General features: G+C 37.1%; 4 protein-coding genes and 1 pseudogene. All 5 read right to left on the bottom strand.

Features of this window, described 5'->3' with window-relative positions; all coding sequences use genetic code 11:
- Positions 1–451 precede the first annotated feature (451 nt).
- Positions 452–1,237, bottom strand: coding sequence for an ABC transporter ATP-binding protein (locus T529_RS0111300; RefSeq protein WP_033163714.1), 786 nt, complete (start codon positions 1,235–1,237; stop codon positions 452–454).
- Entirely contained in the window at positions 1,224–2,096 is an 873-nt protein-coding gene (locus T529_RS0111295) for an ABC transporter permease (RefSeq protein ID WP_033163713.1), read from the bottom strand. Before T529_RS0111295 ends, T529_RS0111300 begins: the two co-directional genes overlap by 14 nt.
- A 24-nt stretch (positions 2,097–2,120) precedes the next feature.
- Positions 2,121–3,095 carry an ABC transporter substrate-binding protein gene (locus T529_RS0111290; protein ID WP_033163712.1) on the bottom strand — a complete coding sequence of 325 codons (975 nt, stop codon included), beginning with the start codon at positions 3,093–3,095 and terminating at the stop codon, positions 2,121–2,123.
- 511 nt (positions 3,096–3,606) lie between these two features.
- Positions 3,607–5,091, bottom strand: coding sequence for a C40 family peptidase (locus tag T529_RS0111285; RefSeq protein WP_033163711.1), 1,485 nt, complete (start codon positions 5,089–5,091; stop codon positions 3,607–3,609).
- Positions 5,092–5,389: 298 nt separating this feature from the next.
- Positions 5,390–5,575 (bottom strand): annotated as a pseudogene (locus tag T529_RS0111280) (IS200/IS605 family transposase); the annotation flags it as partial.

Genomic DNA, 5,575 nt, shown 5'->3' with positions numbered 1-5,575 from the left:
CAGTTTTTTAAAGCGAATTTAAAATTTGTCAGCTAAGACCCCACGATTTCTTAAAGCGAAATTCGTCAAACCCCACGATTATTTAAAGCGCCCAATTAATCGTCTCCTATTTAAAAAGAAAAGATATTCAAACATCATCTTCAATAGACTCTTGAAGCTTTTCATTCCAATACTTACTTTATGGACTACTTCGTACGTCCGATTGAAATTCTATTATGCTTTGTGCAGCTTTACTCTGGCTGTAAAGTCTAGACTTAATACTTTGGCTTTTCGTCATGAGATAATCAAACATGTGATAAAAACAATAAAGACTTATTATGCCATTTGATGATTATGAATATCTTTCTTATTAGAAGGATTTCTTCCTTCTTTCTACTTTAAGAATATCACTCATTGTAATCGCTTACAAGTATAATTATCTTCTTTTTATATTATGAAAAAAAGGGGATCATCATCCCCTTAAAAGCATTCTATCATTAGCCTCAGATACATCCGTAAATTTACGTACAAGATCTTCAACTTTCATTTTCTTTTTATCCTCTGCATTGATATCAGCAATAATCTCACCATTATTCATCATCAGAATACGGTTACCATATTTTAAAGCATCTTCCATATTATGAGTGATCATCATGGTTGTTAAGTGATTTTCTTCAACAATCTTTTGCGAAAGCTTTAGGACTTTATCACTTGTAGCTGGATCAAGTGCAGCTGTATGTTCATCAAGAAGCAAGAGCTTTGGTGTGACAAGTGTGGCCATCAAGAGAGTAAGGGCCTGACGCTGTCCTCCTGAGAGGGTTCCTACCTTTGTATTCAAACGGTCTTCTAAGCCTAGGTTTAAGCGTTTAAGTGCTTCCTTGAAAACAGTACGATCCTTTTTAGAATAGGGTCTTAATGAATAATGCTTGCCCCTTGAATAACTTAATGCCAGGTTTTCTTCAATAGTCATATGTGGCGCTGTTCCTCTTAATGGATCTTGGAATAATCGTCCAATGTTTCTTGCTCGGACATATTCTCTTTGATTTGTAAGATCGACGCCATCAAGAAAGACTTGCCCTTCTGTTATTGGAACATCGCCAGATATGGCACCAAATAGAGTTGACTTACCTGCCCCATTAGAACCAATAATCGTTACAAAATCCCTATCATTTAAAGTCAGATTTAAATGCTTAATGGCTTGTTTTTCGTTAACTGTGCCCTGATTAAAGATGACACTTAAATCTTTAACTTCTAGCATTTTTCTTCCCCCTTAATTTCAATTTTGTAGAGCTGATGGCAATAACGACAATGACAGCTGAAAGTAGCTTTAAGTCACCAGATGTAATACCAACCTGCAAGGCAAATGTGAGAACGAAGCGATAGAAAATAGCTCCTACTACAGTTGCGATAAGTGAGACAAGCACTTTTTCATTTTTGATGAATGTTGTTCCAATAATGATTGAAGCAAGACCAATGACCATCATCCCAATACCAGCTGTAATATCTGAATACGTTTGTTGCTGGGTATAGAGGGCTCCTGATAAACCAACAAGGCCATTTGCGAGTGACAAGCCTATCAGTTTCATTTTATCAGTATCAATTGAGCTTGCTCTAACCATATCTTCATTATCCCCGCATGCTCTTAGGGCTAGGCCAAGCTGTGTCCTTAAGAAATAATTTAAGAGTAATACAATGACAATCACAAAGATAAACAATAATATAAGTGTTCCATAGCTTGTTATCTGATTGATATTTGTAAAGATTGTCTTTGAATCAAGTAATGAAATATTAGGTTTGCCATCCATGATTCTTAGATTGATAGAATAGAGTGCTGTTTGTGTCAGGATTCCTGCTAAGATGGCATTGATCTTAAGCTTTGTGATCAACAAGCCTGTCACAAGACCAGCCAACGCCCCAGCGACAAAGGCAAGTAGTAGACCTAGAGCTGGTGAGCTGGCAACTGTGACAATAGCTGAAATAGCACATCCTGTTGTAAAAGATCCATCAACGGTAAGATCAGGGATATCTAGGACCTTAAAGGATATATAAAGTCCTAGCGATAGAATAGAGAAGATGGCCCCTAGTTCTAAAGCCCCTAATATAACAGTAAGATTCATTTTCAATTACCCCTTTATTATTAACTACATTTCGATATATTTTTTATTTTTTGTGATGCTTTCAGGAAGCTTAATGCCATCCTGTTCAGCAGTTTTCTTGTTGACATAGATATTTAAGTTTGACTTGTAAACTTTAACTGGTAAATCAGCAACTTTCTTTCCTTTAAGAACTTTATCTGTCATACGTGCTGTTTCTTTACCTAGTTCTTCATAATCGATACCAACTGTCAGCAAGCCACCATCTTTTACCATTGAATCAGCACCAACATAGTAAGGAATCTTTGCCTTGGCCGCTGCCACGCCGGCAACGCTCATTGCTGAAGCGACTGTATTATCATTTGGTGAGAAGATGGCATCACATTTGCTTGCCAAAGCATTGACAGCGGACTGAACTTCATTGACTGAAGCAACTGTTGCTTCTTCGCTCTTGATGCCTTTCTTAGCTAAATATGCTTTCACATTCTTGATATTTGTTACTGAATTTGTTTCGCCCTTATTATAAAGTAAACCGATTGTTTTCATATCAGGCTGTACTTCTAAGGCTTTATCAATAATCTGATTGACCTGGACTTCATCACTTGTACCTGTCATATTTTTGTCTGGCTTTGTTAGTGAGCTTGTCAGCTTTGCTCCTACTGGATCACTGACTGCCGAGAAAATAATTGGTGTCTTATTGGCAAGCTTTGCGACTGCCTGTGCGGCAGGTGTTGCAATGGCTACAACAGCATCCATATTCTTGCCCTGGAAGTCATTAGCGATTGAAGCAAGGGTGTTGCTGTCACCCTGACCATTCTTGAATGTATATTCGATATTGTCACCATCTTTATAGCCAAGTTTCTTCATTTCCCCATCAAAGGCTTTCTTGATTGTATTAAGAGATGTATGATCAACTAACTGAATAATACCAACCTTCTTTGTATTAGAAGATGTTCCACTTCCACAACCTACTAACATAGAACTTACTAATGCAACTGATAATAATGCTTTAAATGATTTCATATTTCTTTCCCTCAACTTTTCATCATATTCATTGTTTTTCAAATAAGTACTAACGTAAGCTACACCATCGTTTCATTTCTGCGTCCTCCTGTTTATCTCCCCAATAAACAAAAAACACCTATCCTATAAAAGGACAGATGTATAAGTCTGCTATACCACCTTTTGGTTCTTTGGGGAATGCTATCACATTCTTGTCATATAACGGCGACAACCGTCAAAGGATACTCATTGCTTTTCCCCTTTGCCCTCACAGGTCCATTTGAAAGTGCGTCAACACCAGGCTTCCACCACTCCCGGCTCTCTTTACTTGCGTTTACTAACGTTATCTCCTGCTCTTAAGTTTACTAGATACTAACATGCATTTATGAGCATGTCAAGATATTTTTCTTATTACTAAATATATCGAAATGTTTTTCTTTTATTCTAAATTATGATGTTATTTATGAGTCTAACATTAATATCACTTAAGCAAAGAAAAAGAGTTCCTCTTGCGAAGAACCCTTCATCGTCATTATCTTCCAGCCCCAGCATAGTGTGATGCATAGTAACCAGAATTCAAGCTAGATACTGTTACACCAGTTCTTTCATTAGCAGCATGAATGAACTGACCACCACCAATGTAGATACCTACATGGGAGATACCAGGTTTATATGTATTACTGAAGAATACTAAGTCACCTGGCTGTGGTGAAGAAACTCTTGATGTTGCAGAATACTGAGCAGCGGCAGTTCTAGGTAATGATTTACCATTAGATCTGTAAACATAGCTTGTGAAGCCTGAGCAGTCAAAGACATTCGAACCGCTTGCCCCAAAGACGTAAGCTGCACCAAGTTTGCTTCTTGCTGTACCGATGATGCCTCCACCATTCGCATTAGCACCACTTACACCACCTCTAGCTGATTGTGGCTGAGCTTTAGCCTTAACAGTTACATTGAGGTTATTTGAAGCTTTATTACCGGCATTATCACTTACTGTATAAGTGACAGTATAACTGCCTGCTTTAGAAGCGTTGACATTAGAATTAATCTGTACCTTACCTGTTACATCACCATCTTTGTTATCAGATGCATTGGATAAATAGCTACGAGCATTAAATGCACTGCCTTCTAAGAATTCAACACTTGACTTACTTAATGTAATTGTTGGTGCAGTAATATCCTTTACTTCAACTGTTAATGCAACAGGCTGTGCACTATTACCATTCGCATCACTTACTTTAGCTTTAATGCTATAAGTGCCTTCCTTACTTGTATCAACATTACCTTCTGTTTCTACCTTAGGATTTGTATCCAAGTTATCAACAATATTCAAGTAATCAGCAATATTGAACTGTGAGCCATAAGCTACAGTAACATGATCACCATTCTTATATGATACAGTTGGCGCTTCTTTATCACTAACGGCAAACTGTAATGCTTTTGTCGTTGTATTACCGGCATTATCAGATGCTATCACATTGATTGTCTGAACACCTACTTTTGTTGTATCAAGTTCTTTGTCGGCAGTGATGAATGGTGTAACATCACCATCAACATTATCAACAGCCTTAATATAATCTTCTAGCTTATTGCTGCCATTTGCATTCACATCAATAACATAACCACCAGAATTCTTAGGTGTAATAACAGGTGCTTCTTTATCGACAACTTCAACTTCTACAACCTTACTTGTTGTATTATTGAACTGATCTGCAGCCTCAACATTTACATTGTATGTACCAAGCTGCTTCTTGTCGAATGTTGTTGTATCTATTTTTACATCTAAATCCTCTGCCTTATCTCTGTTATCAGTGATTTCAAAATCTTTTGCAGAAAGATTTGTACCATATAATACTTGTACTTTATTTGATAGAATCTTTGGTGCTTCACGGTCAGCAGCTGCATAACCCACTACACCAAAGGCTGAAATAGCGAATAGTGGAAGGAACATAGCTTTACGTTTCATAACTTTGTCATTAATAAGAACATTTAATTTTGAAGCGATTTCTCTATCCATAATTGTTACCTTCTTTCTTAAAACTACAGTCATTATTATAGTGATTCTTAAGAATTTGTCTAGTATTTTCTTAAGATTTTCTTAAGGAATTAAATTTATGCTGTTTTTATCGCTATTTTTTGTTTAAGAGATTTTTAAGAATTCTTAAGAATCAAAACCACGTCTAAAAGGCGTGGTTTGAACTGCGGCTATAAGCCTATGATACCTGCTCGCGTCTAAAGGCGCTTGCTTTCACTTCGTTCAAGCTACCGCTCTTGACGCTCGCTATCCCTCAAAGGGATTCTTTTTTTCTTTTTTACTACTTTGTTTTATTGTCTTTTATTTTTCCTTTTTCGCTTCTTTTTCTCTTCGTTGCGTTTGAAAATGGATCGCCGTATTCCTTGACACTCAGCTTGTCCACCATCTGGTCATGCATCTCCTGCTCTCGGATATATTTCTCCACAGTTGCTGTATTCAGCCCTACTGTCGACACATAAAATCCTTC

It is taken from the genome of Sharpea azabuensis DSM 18934 (genome assembly GCF_000702165.1).
GTDB lineage: Bacteria > Bacillota_I > Bacilli_A > Erysipelotrichales > Coprobacillaceae > Sharpea > Sharpea azabuensis.
The sequence above is the reverse complement of the archived record's forward strand: the minus strand, read 5'-3'. Positions and strand labels throughout refer to the sequence as shown.

Coding starts and splice junctions, on each gene's coding strand:
- T529_RS0111290 (WP_033163712.1), bottom strand. CDS start 3,095: ATGAAATCATTTAAAGCATTATTATCAGTTGCATTAGTAAGTTCTATG.
- T529_RS0111300 (WP_033163714.1), bottom strand. CDS start 1,237: ATGCTAGAAGTTAAAGATTTAAGTGTCATCTTTAATCAGGGCACAGTT.
- T529_RS0111295 (WP_033163713.1), bottom strand. CDS start 2,096: ATGAATCTTACTGTTATATTAGGGGCTTTAGAACTAGGGGCCATCTTC.
- T529_RS0111285 (WP_033163711.1), bottom strand. CDS start 5,091: ATGGATAGAGAAATCGCTTCAAAATTAAATGTTCTTATTAATGACAAA.